The following is a 14,715-nucleotide window of genomic DNA, read 5'->3' as shown; positions in this document are numbered from 1 at the left end:
AGCCCCTTCAGTGATTGAAGTTGAAGGGGCTTTTTAACGCCTGCGCATCAACCCAATAAAAAACAACCCACCGATGGCTGCGGTGGCCACTCCAATCGGCAAGTCCTCGGGCGCTATCAGCGTACGCGCGGCAACGTCGACCCACACCAGAAAAACACTGCCCAGCAACACGCACACCGGCAGCAATCGCCGATGCTCGGCGCCGACCAGGCGGCGGGCGATATGCGGCACCATCAGCCCGACAAAGCCGATCGAGCCGCTGATGGACACCAGCACCCCGGTCATCAGCGAGGCGATCAGAAATACCCGCAAGCGCACGGTCCGGGCATTCAGCCCGAGGGTCACGGCGGTCTGTTCGCCGGCCATCAAGGCATTCAGCGGCCGTGCCATGCCCAGCAGCAACACCAGCCCGAGCAAGACACTGGCGGCGGGAATCGCCAGCAACTCCCAGCGCGCCAGGCCAAGGCCGCCAAGCATCCAGAACATCACCGCGGAACTGGCGCGGTGATCGCCGAGAAACAGCAGCAGGTTGGCGATGGCCATCATCACGAAGGACACCGCGACGCCGCACAGCAGCAGCCGATCACTGTCCAGCCGACCGTTGCGATTGGCGATGGCCAGCACCACCAGCATGCTCAGCAATGCACCGATAAACGCCGCGATCGGCAAGGTCAACAGACCGACGATTTCACCGACATGCAACACCACGATCACTGCGCCCAGGGTGGCGCCGGAAGTCACGCCCAGCAGGTGCGGGTCGGCCAAGGGATTGCGGGTCACCGCTTGCAACACCGCGCCGATCAGTGCCAGGCCAGCGCCTACCAAGGCACCGAGCACCATCCGCGGTACGCGAATCAGCCAGACGATGTGTTCCTGCCCGGCACTCCAGCTCACCTCACCGAAACCGAATGCCTTGTGCAGCAGAATCCGCCAGACCACATCCACCGGTACCCGCGCCGAACCAAAGCCCAGCGAAATCACGCAGGACACCAACAGCAGCGCGCCGAGACCGATCAACAGCAAGGCATAACGACGGTTGATCATTTGCCGTGGAAACCCTTGGCCATGGTCTCGATCGCCGCGACATTATCGATGCCCGGTGTGGCCTGGACGTAGGGGATGACAATGAAACGCCGGTTCTTGATCGCATCCACCGATTGCAGCGCCGGGTTGTTCTCCAGGAACTGCTGCTTCTGCCCGGCACTGACTTCGCCGTAGTCGACGATTACGATGACTTGCGGGTTGCGCTCGACCACGTTCTCCCAGTTGACCCGGGTCCAGCTGGCCTCGACGTCGTCGAGGATATTGCGCCCGCCGGCGGCGTCGATCAGCGCTTGCGGCATACCCAGGCGCCCGGAAGTCATGGCGCGATCTTCGCCGCTGTCGTAGAGGAACACCCTGGGTTTTTCTGCTGGCAGATCCTTCTGCACGTCGGCGACCTGTTCTTGCATCTGCGCGATCAACTGATTGGCACGATCCTGTACGTCGAAAATCTTTCCGAGGTTGCGCAGGTCATTGTAAGTATCCTCCAGAGTGGCCGGTGGACGCTTCATCACGAAGGCGCAGGATTCGGTCAGCTCGTAGACATTGATCCCCAGTGGGCCGAGGGTCTGCGGGGTCAGGTCGCCGCCCACGCGCATGCCGTAATCCCAGCCGGCGAAGAAAAAATCGACGTTGGCATTGAGCAGGGTTTCCACCGACGGGTACTTGGCTGCCAGTTCCGGCAAGCCATCGAGGATGGTCTGCATTTCTGGCGTCACGGCTTTCCAGCCACTGATGCCGCTGTACCCGACCATGCTTGGTTTGAGACCGAGGGCGAGCATCATTTGGGTCATGTTGATGTCGTGGCTGAGGGCGTGTTTCGGTGCCTCTTTGAACGTCACTTCGCGGTTACAGCTGTGGATCGTCAACGGGTAATGGGTGGCCGCGGCGAATGCCTGGGCAGTGCCCGACAGCAGGGCGACGGACAGGCAGGTGCGCAGCAGGGAAGGCAAAATCATGCTTGGGTTATCCAGGTAATTCGAGGGTAGCCGGACAGCGGGTGTTGATCGATCAAGGCCTCGACACCGAACACCTCGCGCAGCAGCGTAACGGTCAGCACTTCGCTCGGCGGTCCGCTGGCGACGATGCGTCCGCCGTTGATGACGTACAGTCGATCACAAAAGGCCGCGGCCAGATTGAGGTCGTGGATGCTGGCGAGGGTGCCGATCTTCAAGCGTTTGACCAGTTGCAACAGCTCTAGCTGATAACGGGGGTCGAGGTGATTGGTCGGCTCGTCGAGGAGCAGCAGTTGCGGTTGTTGAGCCAGGGCGCGAGCGAGGATCACTCGCTGCTTTTCACCGCCCGACAGCGTGGCGAAAGCGTGGTCCTCGAAACCGGACAGGCCGACCGATTGCAATGCTTGCTGGCAGATGTGCCGGTCTTCAAGGGTGTCGCCATCGAACAGGCCTTTGTGCGGCGTGCGGCCCATGGCGACCACTTCCTCGACCGTCAGGCCAAAGGCGTCGGGAAACTCCTGCAGCACCACCGCAATGCGTTGCGCGCACCATCGAGGTGACTGCTTCCAGACGTTGTGATGGTCAAGTCTGACCTCGCCGCTTTCCGGTTTGCTAAAGCGATAGGCACAGCGCAGCAGGCTGGTCTTGCCGCTGCCATTGGGCCCGATCAAGCCGACGAACTCTCCCGCTGCCACCTGCAGGCTGGTTTCACGCAGTTGGAACTGGTGATGGCAGTGGCCATGGCCCAGGGGTGTCCAGGCCAGGTTAGTGAGGTTCAGCGAGGTCATGCGGTTTTCTTTTCGTTGAGAGTTTTAAGTTGCACAAGATCGCCAGGATCGCAGCCTGTGGCAGCTCCTACGCCGACTCCGTGCACCCGCAATAATCAGGTGTACGCAATACCTGTAGGAGCTGCCGCAGGCTGCGATCTTTTGGGGCCGGCATTGTAGTGCCTGTAGGCCCGTTGCTTGTACCTCGCCGTCTTCAGCTTGAAGATGAAGCGGACTCAGCTTTCCCCATCAGTCGTGACAGCAACACACGATCGAGAATCCACACCACGACCAACGAAGCACCCACCAACGGAAATGCCACCGCCAGCGCAAACATGATGACCATCGCGGTTTTCCACTTTGGCAGGTCATGGCGCAACGGCGGAACACCGAGCCGACCTTGTGGACGACGCTTCCACCAGATCACTACACCACTGACCGCACTGAGCAGAATCATCAGGCATACCAGCAGAACAGCTATCTGATTGACTGTTCCGAACATCTTGCCTTCATGCAGCATCACGCCTATTTCCGTGGCGCGAGCGACCGTGTTGTAGTGCTCCCAACGGACATCGGCGAGCACTTTGCCGGTGTATTGATCGACATGCAGGGTGGCGTCGTTGCGCGGGTCGTCGGCGAACACGGCGATGGTGAATACACCACTGGCGGTGGTCGGGAAGGTGATGCTGTAGCCGGGTTCGACCTGGCGCTGTGTGGCGATGTCCTGCACGTCTTGCAAGGCGATGCTCGGCGCGGCCGGAGCGCTTGTCGCTCCCGCGTGAGCCATGTGTTCGGCATGGTCGCCGGACACCGGCAGCGGCGTATTTTCCATGGCCCATGGCACGGTCTGGCGCGTCGCGGTATTGAGGCTGCGAGCCTCTTGATCAGACTTCGGTACGTCGTTCCACATGGCCACCGGGAAGCGGTTCCAGAGTTCGGCGTATTGCTTGCCCCAGACGCCGGTCCAGGTCATGCCGCTGAGCAGCATCACCAGCAGCAACCCCGCGCCCCAGAAACCAGTCACTGTATGCAGGTCGCGCCAGAATAGCCGGCCACGATTGCTCAAGCGTGGCCACAACACGCCGGCCGGCGACTTGCCACGTGGCCACCACAGGTACAGACCGGAAACCACCAGCATGATGCCCCAGCCGGCAGCCAGTTCGACCAGTCGATCACCGACAGTACCGATCATCAACTCACCATGGATGGCGCGGGCGATGGCTTGCAGGTTGCTCTTGGCGTCCTGGTCGCCGAGGATTTCTCCGCGATAGGGGTCAATGAATACGTTCAGTTCGTTGCCACCGTTTTGCACCACGAACTGTGCGCTGCGTTCGGTATTGATCGGCGGCAGATATTGGCTGATCTGCCCCTGTGGATAGGCGATCTGCACACGGCGCAGTTGCTCATCGGCACTCAATGTGTGATGACCGGCGGGAACGTTCAGCAGGTTGCCGTACATCAACGGGTCGAGCTGGGGTTTGAACAGGTAGATGATGCCGGTCAGGGCCAGCATCACCATGAACGGCGCGACGAACAGCCCTGCATAGAAATGCCAGCGCCAGGCCAGGTTGTAGAAAGACACTTTAGGTGGGGTCATCAGGTGTGCTCCGCGTGGGCATGGATCTGTTTTAGTTGTCTGGTTGTTGACCGCTTCGCAGTCATTCGCTAGAACAACACGGCCTGCAGCCTGCAGTATTTTCTGCAGTCGGCCGGATGATGTGAGGTGCGGGGGGTTACCTGAGGATGGGCGGGGCGCGGGTGCGGGCACCGAGGAATACCGTTTGCCGGGCATGACCCTGGCGCGGGGAAAGGCTGATGACACTCGACGTTGGCGGTGTGTCGAAGGCCGCGAACGACAGGCCGCCAGGCAGTGCCGGGCAGTTGTACAGCAGGCCGCAATAGCCGCACTTCTCCCAGAGCATCTGCTGCTCGGCAGGTGCCTTGGCAGGGTTCGGGTGGTGTTGCGAAGCGGCGTGGCAGCCGGGCTCGTCGATGCGCATGTCCATCGACATGTTCATCGGCATGGCGTGATCCATCGGCATCGCCTGGGAAATCAGCGGACCGATAAAGATCATCAGCATGGCGAACAGGCTGATCCAGCTGCCGCGCTTTACTCGCAATGAGTGATGACGCGGAACTGATTGCCTGAGGCCTGGCGAGCGCAGGGCTGTCACAGGATTGAGCCTGTGATTACTGCGCGTGCTTGTGCGTTTCGGAGCCGGCTGGCGGTTGTTTCTGCACCGCGACCTCAACCGTCACATCGCCAGATTTCTCGAAATGCAGGGTCAACGGGAAACGCTTGCCGTCGCTCAGCAGGCTGCGGTCTTTGAGCTCCAGCAGCATCACGTGGTACCCCATTGGCGCGAAAGTGACTACACCGCCAGCAGGGATCTCCACGCTCGGTACCTGCTGCATTTTCATCAGCTCACCCTGCTTCACATGCTCGTGCAACTGGGCGATGCCTGCGATCGGCGAGGCGACGCTGAGCAGGCGATCGGCGCTTTTGCCGTTGTTGTGAATGACAAAATACGCCGCAACCGTCGGGGCATTCGGCGGCAGTTCTTGCGACCAGGGGTGAGCGATCTGCAACTCGCCGGCAACATATTCGTGCGCATTGGCAAAGCAGGCAGGCAACAGCAACGCGGCTAGAAGCAGTGTTTGTTTCAACATGGCAGTTCTCCAGAACGATTCAAAACGCAGATCAATTGCGAGAGGGAATCAGACCAGAGGCGAGGCACGGGGATTGAGACTCGGCCATTGCTGGCGCGGCGTGGGCGTTTCGAAGGTTTGGGGTGGCAGGCTTCGATTGGACTCCAAACGCGCGAAATACAGCTGCGACACATGCCCCGGCAACGCCACCAATGGCGCCGAACCCGAGCAGCACCAGCAATGCTGCATATTGGAGTGATCGTCGTTCTGCGGAGCTTTTTGTTCAGGAGTGCCCAGCGAAATAGCCACCAGCCGGGTGCCGTTCGAGGAACAGAAACTGCCCCACAACAACTGCTCGGCCGACGACTGATTTGCCGCCTGGGCCATCGTCCCGGAATTCGGCATGGCGAGCATGTTGAACAGCACTGCGAAGCAGGCGATCCAGGCAAATGCAAGCCGTTGTCGGGACATGGTCAGATCCGGTGGTGTGGACGATCAAGCGGGGTATTTAGCCTGATCAGGGTCGATAAGTAAAAAGACCGCGTGCGGTTTGGTGTCGCAACGCCTTGGTCAGTAGCTGCAAAAGCCTGCGTGCGAGTTCCGGCTCGCCGTTTTGAAAGAGTGTAGCGGCTTCGATTCGTAATGCCTGAGCGAATATCGGGTCGTGCTGGGTTCGTATGCTGATGGTGTGCATGACATCTTTGAATCCCAAGCGAATCAAGCTGCCATCGCCCGAATCATTTTCCTTGCAAGCCTTCAGATAGGCGGACATCTCTAAAGGGGTCTGGAGATAATCGGAGACATCGAAGCGGGTAGATTTTTCAGTCATCCCGGGCCTCTGAACACGAGTCTTGAGGCACCTGTTTTTTACAGGTGCTGATGCTCAGAAATAATGGGCTAGGGTTTCTGGCTTAACACGTCGGCCATTTCGGATAAGGCTGTCTGTAAAGTCTGCCTGTTGTGCAAGATTCAAGCTTTGCATTGCTTGCAAGGCAGTCTTCGCGCGCAAATTGGATCGCCGCGCCGTTCCCACAGGAGTTTGTGTTTGACACAGTTTCGTTGGTCGACGCGGTCCAATGTGGGAGCTGGCTTGCCTGCGATCGAGTGCGCAGCACTCGCAATGATTGCTGCTGCGCAGAAGCTTATCAGGGTAGTAGATAACCTTGCTGCGTCAGCGCCTCGAGCGTATTGGCCACCGCCCCAAACTCCCGCTCAACCAACACCAACTCCGGCCGTTTCAATATCAACACCGGCACCCCACGTTCCCGCGCCACTTCCAGCTTGGGCTCGGTGGCGGTGCTGCCGCTGTTTTTGCTGATCAGCACATCAATCTGCCGCCGTTCAAACAGCTCACGTTCATCGGTCAGCAGAAACGGTCCACGGGCGCCGATGACTTCGCAGCGCTCATTGCCGGGATACTGATCGAGCGCGCGCAAGGTCCAGAACTGCCCGTCGGGGATTTCACCCAGATGCTGCAGCGGCTCGCGACCCAGGGTGAACAGTGGGCGTTGGAAGGGCTTGAGCGCTTCAACCAGTTCGGCCCAGTCGCTGACTTCCCGCCAGTCATCACCCGCCTGCGCCTGCCATGCCGGGCGCCGCAACGCCCAGCAGGGGATGCCGCTCAATTGCGCGGCAGTCGCGGCGTTCTGGCTGATTTGCGCGGCGTAGGGGTGGGTGGCGTCCAACAGTAAATTGATGCCTTGGTCCTGGATGAACTGCGCCAGGCCCTCTGCACCGCCATAACCGCCGACCCGGACCTCACAGGTCAAATCCGATGGCACTCGGCCGATGCCAGCCAGGCTGTAGATATGCTGCGGGCCCAGGGTGCGGGCAATCGCCAGGGCTTCAGTCACGCCACCGAGCAGTAACAAACGTTTCATTGAAAAGCTCCCGCGTGGCCGACGATGCCACCCTGACGATCGATGGCAAACACCTCGACCTGAACCTGCGTCGGTACCACGCTGCGGGCAAAGTCCAGGGCGTGCTGGCACACCGCATCACCGAGGGCAATTCCGGCGGCGCTGGCCATGGCCAAGGCTTGTTGGCTGGTATTGGCCTGCGTGATGTTGTGCTGCAAGACGTCATCCGCACCGACGTCCGCGGCCCACTGCGCCAATTGCGGTAGGTCGATGCTCGAATGGCGGCTGTGCAAATCCATGTGTCCGGCGGCGAGTTTGCTGATCTTGCCGAAGCCGCCACAAATGCTGAGTTTATCCACCGGCACTTTGCGCAGGTGCTTGAGTACCGCACCGACGAAGTCGCCCATCTCGATCAGGGCGATTTCCGGCAGGTCGTAGACGCGGCGCATGGTGTCTTCGCTGGCATTGCCGGTGCAGGCGGCGATGTGCAGGTAGCCGTTGGTCTTGGCAACGTCGATGCCCTGGTGGATCGAGGCGATATACGCCGCACAGGAGAACGGCCGGACAATGCCGCTGGTGCCGAGAATCGACAGCCCACCGAGAATGCCCAGCCGTGGGTTCATGGTTTTCAGTGCCAGGGCTTCGCCACCCTCGACATTGACCGTGACCTCGAAGCCGCCGTCGTAATTGCGCTCTTGCGCCAGTTGCAGCAGGTGATCGCTGATCATTTTGCGCGGCACCGGGTTGATCGCCGGTTCACCAACGCCCAGCACCAGACCCGGTCGAGTGACCGTGCCAACACCAAAGCCGGCATTGAAACGTATGCCCGGCTCGGGATTCAGACGCACATGGGAATACAGTAGCGCGCCATGAGTGACGTCCGGATCGTCGCCGGCATCCTTGATCGTCCCGGCTTCGGCCCCTCCCTCGGCGAGGCGGCAAAACTCCAGGCGCATCTGTACTTGCTTGCCTTTGGGCAGGACGATGTGCACCGCATCGTGGCTGATGCCACTGAGTAACAAGCGGGCGGCGGCGAGGCTGGTAGCGGTGGCGCAGCTGCCAGTGGTCAGGCCGCTGCGCAGGGGCGCGGGTTGTTCGGCGGTTTCGTCACGCATCGAAGGGCTTCGTCACTTCCAGCAAGGTAATCGGCAATGCCTGGCGCCAGGTATCAAAGTCCCCCAAGGGTTGCGCCTGCGCGATATGTACGCGGGTCAGTTCACCGCCGTGCTGTTCGCGCCAGGCGATCAAGGTCATTTCGCTTTGCAGGGTGACGGCATTGGCCACCAGTCGGCCACCGGGCTGGAGTTGCTCCCAGCAGGTGTCGAGCACCCCCTCGCGGGTGACACCGCCGCCAATGAAGATCGCATCCGGTCGTTCCAGGCCGGCCAGCGCTTGCGGAGCGCTACCGCGTATCAACTGCAAACCGGGTACGCCGAGGGCATCGCGATTGTGTTCGATCAGTTGCTGGCGACCGGCATCGGCCTCGATGGCCAGGGCGCGACAGCTGGGGTGGGCGCGCATCCACTCGATACCGATCGAGCCGCTGCCGGCGCCGACGTCCCAGAGTAACTCGCCGGGCACCGGGGCGAGGCGGGCGAGGGTGATGGCGCGCACGTCACGCTTGGTCAGTTGGCCGTCGTGTTTGAACGCCGAATCCGGCAGCCCGGCAAGTCGCGATAAACGCGGAGCATCGGGTTCGGCGATGCACTCGATGGCCACAAGATTCAGATCGGCGAAGCTCGGCTCGCTCCAGTCGCTGGCAGTGCCCTCGACGCGTCGTTCCGCGGCGCCGCCCACATGCTCCAGCACCGTCAGTCGGCTCGGACCGAAACGCCGTTCACGCAACAGCGCGGCGATGGCGCCGGGACTCTGGCCATCGTTGCTCAGCACCAGCAAACGAACTCCGCTGAACAATTGCGCACTCAAGGCCGCCACAGGCCGAGCGACCACGGACAGCGTCAGCACCTCTTGCAGCGGCCAGCCCAATCGAGCCGCCGCCAGCGAATAAGAGGACGGTGCCGACAACACCTGCATCTCATCGCTCGCCACCCGTCGCGCCAGGCTGGCGCCGACGCCAAACCACATCGGATCGCCACTGGCCAGCACGCACACCGGTTCACCACGTTGCGCCAGCAGCGGTTCCAGGGAGAACGGGCTGGGCCACAATTGTCGCTCACCGCGGATGCACACCGGCAACAAATCGAGTTGCCGCTGGCCGCCAAAAATCCGTGCAGCGCCCAGCAGCGCGCGTCGGGCGTTCTTGCCCAGACCGCTGAAGCCGTCTTCACCGATGCCTACTACAGTCAGCCAGGGCGCCATCTATATTCCTTAAACCATGCGTTCCGACGGGCAGGCTTTTCATGCCTTCGGACAAAGCAGGCATAATACCGCGCCTTCGCCCGCGAAGCGCTTCTACCTCCGAGCCGGTGCCCCTTTGAACGAACGTCAGATGTCCGCTGCTTTACGCCCCTCGGCCTGTCCGGGGTTACTGCGTATCGTCCCTGCACTGGACGGCGGTATCTGTCGGATCAAACTGGCCGGCGGCTCGATCAGCGCGGCGCAAGCCTGCGCAGTAGCCGATGCGGCCGAGCGTTACGCCGGTGGGGTGATCGAGGCGACCAACCGCGCCAACCTGCAGATTCGCGGGATTGGCAGCGAACAGTCGGCGCTGATCGACAGCCTGTTCGCCGCCGGACTCGGTCCGAGCACTGCGGCCGGTGACGATGTACGCAATCTGATGCTCAGCCCAAGCGCCGGGATCGACCGGCACCTGCTGATCGACACCCGACCGCTCGCCGGGCAGATCCTCGGCACTCTGCAAAATCACCAACGCTTCCACGACCTGTCGGCCAAATTCGCCGTGCAACTGGATGGCGGCGAGGCGCTGGCGATGCTCGAACATCCCCATGACCTGTGGTTGTCGGCGCTTGAATCGGGCGGTGAGTTGCTGCTGGCCTTCGGTCTGGCCGGCTGTCCGACCGACCCGCCACTGGCCGCCGTGCCGCTGGCCGAAGGGCATGCGCTGGTGGTCGCGGTGCTGGAATTGTTCCTTGAACTCGCCCGTCCTGACCAGACACGCATGCGCCATCTGCTGGCAGAACTGCCGGTGGATAACTTTTTGCGGTCACTGAGCAAGCGCGTGCCTTTAGTCGCCATCACCGGTTGGCAGCGGTCGCACTCACCCAGGCAGCTGCATATCGGGACTTATCCACAGCGTGAAAGCGATCGAGTCTATGTCGGCGCCGTTCCCCCTCTGGGTCGTCTCGATCCGGTGATGCTGCGCGGTGCCGCGCAACTGGCCAGTGAATTCGGTGATGGCAGCCTGCGCTTTACCCCTTGGCAAAGTCTGTTGCTGCCCACTATTCGCCCGCAAGATGCGCCGGACGTGACGCACTGCCTGCAACACCTGGGCTTGCTGTGTTCGCCGGATCAGGCCCTGGCGCAGTTGATTGCCTGCACCGGCTCAAGCGGCTGCGGCAAAGGCCTGGCCGAGACCAAGGGTGACGCCCGGCAACTGGCCGCGCTGCTGCAACGCCAGGGCAATGCCCTGAGTGTGCATCTGTCGGGCTGTCAGCGATCCTGCGCCGCCGCACACTGTGCGCCTGTCACCTTGCTGGCCGTTGCCCCCGGTCTTTATGACCTCTATTTTCGCGATGCAGAACTGCCGGGTTTCGGTGCTCTGCACGCGCGTCACCTCACAATTGAAGCGGTTGGCGCATTGCTTGACGCCCGCCCACGGAGCCACCTTGATGCTTGATTACATCCGCGACGGTCAGGAGATCTATCGCAACTCGTTCGCGATCATTCGCGCCGAGGCCCGCCTGGATCGCATCCCGGCCGACCTGGAAAAACTCGCGGTACGAGTCATCCACGCCTGCGGCATGGTCGACGCGATCGACGGGCTGCAATTCTCCCCCGGCGCCGGCAAGGCCGGGCGCGATGCGCTGGCTGCGGGTGCGCCGATTCTCTGCGATGCGCGAATGGTCTCCGAGGGCGTGACCCGCGCGCGCTTGCCCGCCAACAATCAGGTGATCTGCACCCTGCGCGATGAGAGTGTGCCGGACCTGGCACGGGAGCTGGGTAACACTCGCTCGGCCGCCGCGCTGGAGCTGTGGCGGCCGCATCTGGAAGGCAGTGTGGTGGTGATCGGCAACGCGCCGACCGCGCTGTTCTATCTGTTGGAAATGCTCGACGCCGGGGCACCGAAACCGGCGCTGATCCTTGGTTTCCCGGTGGGCTTCGTCGGAGCCGCCGAATCCAAGGCGATGCTCGCCGCCGACAGCCGTGGCGTGCCCTTTGTCATCATGCACGGCCGGCTGGGCGGTAGCGCCATGGCCGCCGCCGCCGTCAACGCACTGGCCACGGAGATCGAATGATGCAGCAACCTGGACGTTTGATCGGCCTCGGTGTTGGTCCGGGTGACCCGGAACTGATTACCGTCAAAGCCCTGCGCTTGCTGCGCGAATCGCCAGTGGTGGCGTACTTCGTCGCCAAGGGCAAGAAGGGCAATGCCTTCGGTATCATCGAAGCCCATCTGCAGGACGCACAAACCTTGCTGCCGCTGGTCTACCCAGTGACCACCGAGACGTTGCCGGCACCCTTGTCTTACGAGCAAGTCATCAGCGACTTCTACGATGCCGCCGGCGAGGAAATCGCCACGCATCTGAATGCCGGTCGCGACGTGGCGGTGATCTGCGAAGGTGACCCGTTCTTCTACGGCTCCTATATGTACCTGCATGACCGCCTGGCCGAACGCTACGAAGCCGAAGTGGTGCCGGGCGTGTGCTCGATGCTCGGCGGCGCTTCGGTGCTGGGGGCGCCGCTGGTGTATCGCAATCAGAGCCTGTCGGTGTTGTCCGGTGTGTTGCCTGCCGCAGACCTCAAGCGCCGGCTGGCCGATGCTGACGCCGCGGTCATCATGAAGCTGGGGCGCAACTTCCCCAAGGTTCGTCAGGTCCTGGAAGAACTCGGGCTGGCGGAGCGGGCGCTGTATGTCGAACGCGCAACCATGGCCAACCAGAAGATCGTGCCGCTGGATCAGGTCGAACCGATGTCCTCGCCGTACTTCTCGCTGATCATTGTTCCCGGTGAAAGGTGGCAAGGTTGATGACTCGTTCTGCCCCGGCCATTGTCATTCTGGGCAATGGCAGCCTCGCCACTGCGCGCAAGATCCAGCAGCTGTACCCGGACGCATTGATCCACGGCCTGGCCGAACGGGTCGAAGGCGCCGACCGGACCTATCACGAGTTCGGCGCGACCCTGCGCCAGCTCTATCAGCAGGACACGCCGATCATCGCCCTGTGCGCTGCAGGAATCGTGATCCGCACTTTGGCGCCGTTGTTGCTGGAGAAAGGCGTCGAGCCACCGGTACTGGTTGTCGCTGAAGATGGCAGTGCGGTGGTACCGCTGCTCGGTGGGTTGGGTGGGGTGAACATCCTTGCACGAGAAATTGCCGCCGGATTGGGCGTCGCGCCCGCCATCACCACCAGCGGAGAACTGCGCTTCGGTACCTGCCTGCTCAATCCACCCAGTGGCTATGCCTTGGGCGATCTGGAGCTGGGCAAGCGCTTCGTTTCGGACTTGCTCGCCGGCGAAAGCGTGCGTATCGAAGGCGCAGCCCCCTGGCTGGCTCAGGCACAGTTGCCGGAAGATCAACAAGCGCGGCTGGCGATTCATGTTGGCTGTGCCGAGCGTACACCTGCGGCCAATGAACTGCTGATCTATCCGCGCAGCGTGTTGGTGGCGGTGAGTGCCAGTGTGACGGACCTTGCGTCAGCGATTCGCGCGGCCTTGCACGAAGCCAGGATTGCCGTTCAATCCATCGCGTGCCTGTTGGCTGCCGACACGGAAATGGCCAGCCCTCGGTTGCGTGAAGCCGCGCAGGCGTTGGGTGTCCCGCTGCGTTTCGCGGCCGCTGCCGACACTGTCAGCGAGCTGGCGCAACGTGCGGTGCCACAATTGTTGCCGCCCCTGTGTGTGGGCGATGGCATTGCCATCAGCGTCGCCCATCAACCGCTCGATCCTTCGCAGATCGGTCGCCCTCGTGGTCGCCTCGCGGTAATCGGCCTCGGCCCTGGGGCTGCCGAACTGATGGTGCCGGCGGTGAAAGCCGAGTTGGCCAAGGCCAATGATGTGCTCGGTTATGAAACCTATGTGCGCATGGCCGGGCCATTTCGCGCGGATCAGGTGCTGCACTGCACCGACAACCGCGAAGAAATGCAACGCGCCCGGCATGCCTTCGAACTGGCCGCCCAAGGGCGCTCGGTGGTTGTCGTGTCGTCCGGTGATCCTGGCGTGTTCGCCATGGCCGCAGCGGTACTCGAAGCGTTGCACGAATCGACTGAGCCGAGCTGGCACAACATCGACCTTGAAATCCTCCCGGGCGTTTCTGCCTCTCTGGCCACCGCCGCTCAGGCCGGTGCACCGTTGGGCCACGATTTTTGCGTGCTGTCACTGTCGGACAACCTCAAGCCTTGGGACATCATCGAGAAGCGTCTGGACCTGGCTTCGCAAGCCGATTTGGCCCTGGCGTTCTACAACCCGATTTCCCGATCGCGTCCGTGGCAGTTGGGGCGAGCCCTGGAAATCGTCGCGCAACATCGCACGGGTGCAACGCCCGTGGTGTTGGGGCGTGATATTGGGCGGCCGGGTCAGACATTGCGAGTCACCACCCTTGGCGAGCTGTCCCCCGAGCAAGTGGACATGCGCACCATGGTGCTGATCGGCTCGTCCACTACCTGCGTGTTCCCGCGGGCAGAGGGTGGCGAGTGGGTCTACACGCCAAGGTGGTATGGGGAAAAACCGTAAATCAGGGTTCCGGTGCCGAGAGTTCTACGGCACCAGATACCCTCTGATCCCGGTAAAGATGATTTGCGCCGCCAGTGCACAGACGAACAACCCCATCAACCGGCTGACAATCTGCAGACCCTGATCGCCAAGAATGCGTTCGATACGGTGCGACAGATAGAGCACCACTCCGACGGTAAGGCTGGCCAGGGCGATGCTGAGGATGGCGGTGAGTTTGTCGTCCCAGTGCGGCTGGCTGACGCCCATGACCAAAAGGGCGCCGATAGTGCCGGGGCCAACGGTCAGGGGGATGGTCAGCGGGACGATGGTCACGTCTTGCTGTACGTTATCGGTCTGCACCGCCAGCTTGCCTTGAGCCATGCCCAGCGCCGAGATGAACAGCACGCTCCCGGCACCGATGCGGAAGGCGTCCACGGTGATGCCGAACACGCTGAAAATCACTCGTCCGAACAGATACAGCAAGACGCTGGAGACCAGGGTCGCGAGCGCGACTTTCCAGGCCAGGCGGCGACGTTCCTTGCTGGAATAGCCGCGAGTCAGGCTGATGAAGCAGGACAGAACGAAGAACGGGCTATAGAGCACCAGCATCTTCAGGTAAACGCTGAACAGCACGTGGAGCATGGTGGGGGCTCGCAA

At 61.9% G+C, this 14,715-nt stretch carries 16 protein-coding genes; 4 read left to right on the top strand and 12 right to left on the bottom strand.

What is annotated here, in order from left to right; translation table 11 throughout:
* Positions 1 to 33: 33 nt before the first annotated feature.
* The 11 genes from F8N85_RS13735 to cbiE form a co-directional block, all read right to left on the bottom strand.
* On the bottom strand, positions 34 to 1,044 hold the full coding sequence (locus F8N85_RS13735; protein ID WP_150804143.1) for a FecCD family ABC transporter permease: 1,011 nt from the start codon (positions 1,042 to 1,044) through the stop codon (positions 34 to 36).
* Positions 1,041 to 2,000 carry an ABC transporter substrate-binding protein gene (locus F8N85_RS13730; RefSeq protein ID WP_150804142.1) on the bottom strand — a complete coding sequence of 320 codons (960 nt, stop codon included), beginning with the start codon at positions 1,998 to 2,000 and terminating at the stop codon, positions 1,041 to 1,043. The genes F8N85_RS13735 and F8N85_RS13730 overlap by 4 nt, the downstream gene beginning before the upstream one ends.
* Positions 1,997 to 2,785 (bottom strand): ABC transporter ATP-binding protein, encoded by a 789-nt coding sequence (locus tag F8N85_RS13725; protein WP_150804141.1) that lies wholly within the window; start codon positions 2,783 to 2,785, stop codon positions 1,997 to 1,999. Before F8N85_RS13725 ends, F8N85_RS13730 begins: the two co-directional genes overlap by 4 nt.
* Positions 2,786 to 2,978: 193 nt before the next feature.
* Positions 2,979 to 4,361 (bottom strand): PepSY-associated TM helix domain-containing protein, encoded by a 1,383-nt coding sequence (locus F8N85_RS13720; RefSeq protein WP_150804140.1) that lies wholly within the window; start codon positions 4,359 to 4,361, stop codon positions 2,979 to 2,981.
* A 136-nt stretch (positions 4,362 to 4,497) separates the two neighbouring features.
* Entirely contained in the window at positions 4,498 to 4,929 is a 432-nt protein-coding gene (locus F8N85_RS13715) for a DUF2946 domain-containing protein (protein ID WP_412072491.1), read from the bottom strand.
* A 25-nt stretch (positions 4,930 to 4,954) separates the two neighbouring features.
* The gene (locus F8N85_RS13710; RefSeq protein WP_150804139.1) at positions 4,955 to 5,434 is read right to left on the bottom strand and encodes a copper chaperone PCu(A)C; all 480 of its coding nucleotides are present in this window, start codon (positions 5,432 to 5,434) and stop codon (positions 4,955 to 4,957) included.
* A gap of 48 nt (positions 5,435 to 5,482) precedes the next feature.
* A complete protein-coding gene (locus tag F8N85_RS13705; RefSeq protein ID WP_150804138.1) occupies positions 5,483 to 5,884 on the bottom strand; it encodes a DUF2946 domain-containing protein in 402 nt (133 codons plus the stop codon).
* Positions 5,885 to 5,930: 46 nt separating this feature from the next.
* The gene (locus F8N85_RS13700; protein ID WP_150804137.1) at positions 5,931 to 6,242 is read right to left on the bottom strand and encodes a hypothetical protein; all 312 of its coding nucleotides are present in this window, start codon (positions 6,240 to 6,242) and stop codon (positions 5,931 to 5,933) included.
* Positions 6,243 to 6,558: 316 nt separating this feature from the next.
* On the bottom strand, positions 6,559 to 7,293 hold the full coding sequence (locus tag F8N85_RS13695) for a cobalt-precorrin-6A reductase (RefSeq protein WP_150804136.1): 735 nt from the start codon (positions 7,291 to 7,293) through the stop codon (positions 6,559 to 6,561).
* Positions 7,290 to 8,387, bottom strand: a complete 1,098-nt coding sequence (locus tag F8N85_RS13690; RefSeq protein WP_150804135.1) for a cobalt-precorrin-5B (C(1))-methyltransferase — start codon at positions 8,385 to 8,387, stop codon at positions 7,290 to 7,292. The genes F8N85_RS13695 and F8N85_RS13690 overlap by 4 nt, the downstream gene beginning before the upstream one ends.
* Positions 8,380 to 9,591 (bottom strand): precorrin-6y C5,15-methyltransferase (decarboxylating) subunit CbiE, encoded by a 1,212-nt coding sequence (gene cbiE, locus F8N85_RS13685; RefSeq protein ID WP_150804134.1) that lies wholly within the window; start codon positions 9,589 to 9,591, stop codon positions 8,380 to 8,382. The genes F8N85_RS13690 and cbiE overlap by 8 nt, the downstream gene beginning before the upstream one ends.
* A gap of 130 nt (positions 9,592 to 9,721) precedes the next feature.
* Here cbiE and cobG point away from each other — a divergent pair, with 130 nt between their 5' ends.
* From cobG to cobJ, 4 genes are read left to right on the top strand one after another with little or no spacing between them, the layout of a single operon-like run.
* A complete protein-coding gene (gene cobG / locus F8N85_RS13680) occupies positions 9,722 to 11,029 on the top strand; it encodes a precorrin-3B synthase (RefSeq protein WP_150804133.1) in 1,308 nt (435 codons plus the stop codon).
* The gene (locus F8N85_RS13675) at positions 11,022 to 11,648 is read left to right on the top strand and encodes a precorrin-8X methylmutase (protein WP_150804132.1); all 627 of its coding nucleotides are present in this window, start codon (positions 11,022 to 11,024) and stop codon (positions 11,646 to 11,648) included. Before cobG ends, F8N85_RS13675 begins: the two co-directional genes overlap by 8 nt.
* Positions 11,648 to 12,379: a precorrin-2 C(20)-methyltransferase gene (locus F8N85_RS13670; protein ID WP_150804255.1), complete on the top strand. Its 732-nt coding sequence runs from the start codon at positions 11,648 to 11,650 to the stop codon at positions 12,377 to 12,379. The genes F8N85_RS13675 and F8N85_RS13670 overlap by 1 nt, the downstream gene beginning before the upstream one ends.
* A complete protein-coding gene (gene cobJ, locus F8N85_RS13665) occupies positions 12,379 to 14,079 on the top strand; it encodes a precorrin-3B C(17)-methyltransferase (RefSeq protein ID WP_150804131.1) in 1,701 nt (566 codons plus the stop codon). Before F8N85_RS13670 ends, cobJ begins: the two co-directional genes overlap by 1 nt.
* A gap of 24 nt (positions 14,080 to 14,103) precedes the next feature.
* Here cobJ and F8N85_RS13660 read toward each other — a convergent pair whose 3' ends face one another.
* Complete coding sequence (locus tag F8N85_RS13660; RefSeq protein WP_150804130.1) at positions 14,104 to 14,700, bottom strand: MarC family protein; 597 nt, start codon at positions 14,698 to 14,700, stop codon at positions 14,104 to 14,106.
* Positions 14,701 to 14,715: the final 15 nt, after the last annotated feature.

The organism is Pseudomonas fluorescens (assembly GCF_902497875.1).
Taxonomy (GTDB): domain Bacteria; phylum Pseudomonadota; class Gammaproteobacteria; order Pseudomonadales; family Pseudomonadaceae; genus Aquipseudomonas; species Aquipseudomonas fluorescens_BR.
Note: the sequence above shows the minus strand (reverse complement) of the source record. Positions and strands in the feature narration are given on the sequence as shown.

Bases quoted from the DNA above. Each gene is read 5' to 3' on its own strand.
- F8N85_RS13705 (WP_150804138.1), bottom strand. From the start codon at position 5,884: ATGTCCCGACAACGGCTTGCATTTGCCTGGATCGCCTGCTTCGCAGTG.
- F8N85_RS13700 (WP_150804137.1), bottom strand. From the start codon at position 6,242: ATGACTGAAAAATCTACCCGCTTCGATGTCTCCGATTATCTCCAGACC.
- F8N85_RS13695 (WP_150804136.1), bottom strand. From the start codon at position 7,293: ATGAAACGTTTGTTACTGCTCGGTGGCGTGACTGAAGCCCTGGCGATT.
- F8N85_RS13675 (WP_150804132.1), top strand. From the start codon at position 11,022: ATGCTTGATTACATCCGCGACGGTCAGGAGATCTATCGCAACTCGTTC.
- F8N85_RS13735 (WP_150804143.1), bottom strand. From the start codon at position 1,044: ATGATCAACCGTCGTTATGCCTTGCTGTTGATCGGTCTCGGCGCGCTG.
- F8N85_RS13725 (WP_150804141.1), bottom strand. From the start codon at position 2,785: ATGACCTCGCTGAACCTCACTAACCTGGCCTGGACACCCCTGGGCCAT.
- cobJ (WP_150804131.1), top strand. From the start codon at position 12,379: ATGACTCGTTCTGCCCCGGCCATTGTCATTCTGGGCAATGGCAGCCTC.
- F8N85_RS13730 (WP_150804142.1), bottom strand. From the start codon at position 2,000: ATGATTTTGCCTTCCCTGCTGCGCACCTGCCTGTCCGTCGCCCTGCTG.
- cobG (WP_150804133.1), top strand. From the start codon at position 9,722: ATGTCCGCTGCTTTACGCCCCTCGGCCTGTCCGGGGTTACTGCGTATC.
- F8N85_RS13670 (WP_150804255.1), top strand. From the start codon at position 11,648: ATGCAGCAACCTGGACGTTTGATCGGCCTCGGTGTTGGTCCGGGTGAC.
- F8N85_RS13660 (WP_150804130.1), bottom strand. From the start codon at position 14,700: ATGCTCCACGTGCTGTTCAGCGTTTACCTGAAGATGCTGGTGCTCTAT.
- cbiE (WP_150804134.1), bottom strand. From the start codon at position 9,591: ATGGCGCCCTGGCTGACTGTAGTAGGCATCGGTGAAGACGGCTTCAGC.
- F8N85_RS13710 (WP_150804139.1), bottom strand. From the start codon at position 5,434: ATGTTGAAACAAACACTGCTTCTAGCCGCGTTGCTGTTGCCTGCCTGC.
- F8N85_RS13690 (WP_150804135.1), bottom strand. From the start codon at position 8,387: ATGCGTGACGAAACCGCCGAACAACCCGCGCCCCTGCGCAGCGGCCTG.
- F8N85_RS13720 (WP_150804140.1), bottom strand. From the start codon at position 4,361: ATGACCCCACCTAAAGTGTCTTTCTACAACCTGGCCTGGCGCTGGCAT.